This is a genomic window from Athalassotoga sp. (assembly GCF_049965695.1).
Lineage (GTDB): Bacteria > Thermotogota > Thermotogae > Mesoaciditogales > Mesoaciditogaceae > Athalassotoga.
On the sequence record NZ_JBMFWB010000066.1, the window covers coordinates 1 to 785 of the forward strand.

At 27.3% G+C, this 785-nt stretch carries 2 protein-coding genes; both read right to left on the reverse strand.

The features are described from left to right. Nucleotides 1-105 (reverse strand): MvaI/BcnI family restriction endonuclease (locus ACP5NR_RS08760; RefSeq protein ID WP_428006367.1); only part of this gene is annotated, 105 nt, incomplete at its 3' end. Nucleotides 106-118: 13 nt separating this feature from the next. Next, a complete protein-coding gene (locus ACP5NR_RS08765) occupies nt 119-385 on the reverse strand; it encodes a hypothetical protein (RefSeq protein ID WP_428006366.1) in 267 nt (88 codons plus the stop codon). Between the last annotated feature and the right edge of the window lie 400 nt (nt 386-785).

Here is a 785-nt window from a genome sequence, read left to right on the forward strand (position 1 = left end):
TGCATTTGGAAGCGGAAGATGATTTTCCTTAATGCCTAACAAATCTTCTAACGTGTTTCCTATTCCTCCAACATTTCCAGGACGATTGTTTGATATCCATCCCATTTTTCTTATTTCTTTAAGGCGCTTTATTAAATCTTCTTTTGATATGTGTAAATAATTCTATTACTTTTTTAGATAAGGAAATTGGAAAAGTTGCAGGGTGAAGATTCTTGTCTCTTATATCTCTGCCTTCATAATTAAATTGCCATACTCCAAGTTGATTTTTTATCCATTCTTTTGGTGTCATGCAATTAAGATGATTAGGCTGACAATCACATGTTTTTTCATAATTGATATCGATTTTAGTTCCATGAAGGCTGTCTCCTTCATAAATTGCTATCATATTCTCAGTGTTTTTCTCCAAATAACATCCACTCCTAATTTTTTAACTATCAAATTGGTAATTTTCAATTTATCTTATTATATACTGAACCAGTTTTAAATTCCGAATTTAAACTTGGTTAATTATAATATTAGAAAAAACAATGTGTCATATTTTAAAATTTCTTTTAACCTACTAATAGTAGTATACTTATAGATCATTTTATTACCTCACTTTTTATTTCAAATTTTTTACCTGTATTTTTTTACTTCGTCATTTTTAAGAAAAGATTATTCTTCGTATTTAGTAAGTTTGAAATTGCATTCACGTAGAAAATCAAAAGGATAAAATCTTCTATATGGCTCGATAAATACATTTGTATCTAAGATGTATTTGATATTGTTATTCATATTTAATTGTG

What these genes read in the sequence shown, in the direction of transcription:
- ACP5NR_RS08765 (WP_428006366.1), bottom strand. Translation starts at nt 385, where the DNA reads ATGATAGCAATTTATGAAGGAGACAGCCTTCATGGAACTAAAATCGAT.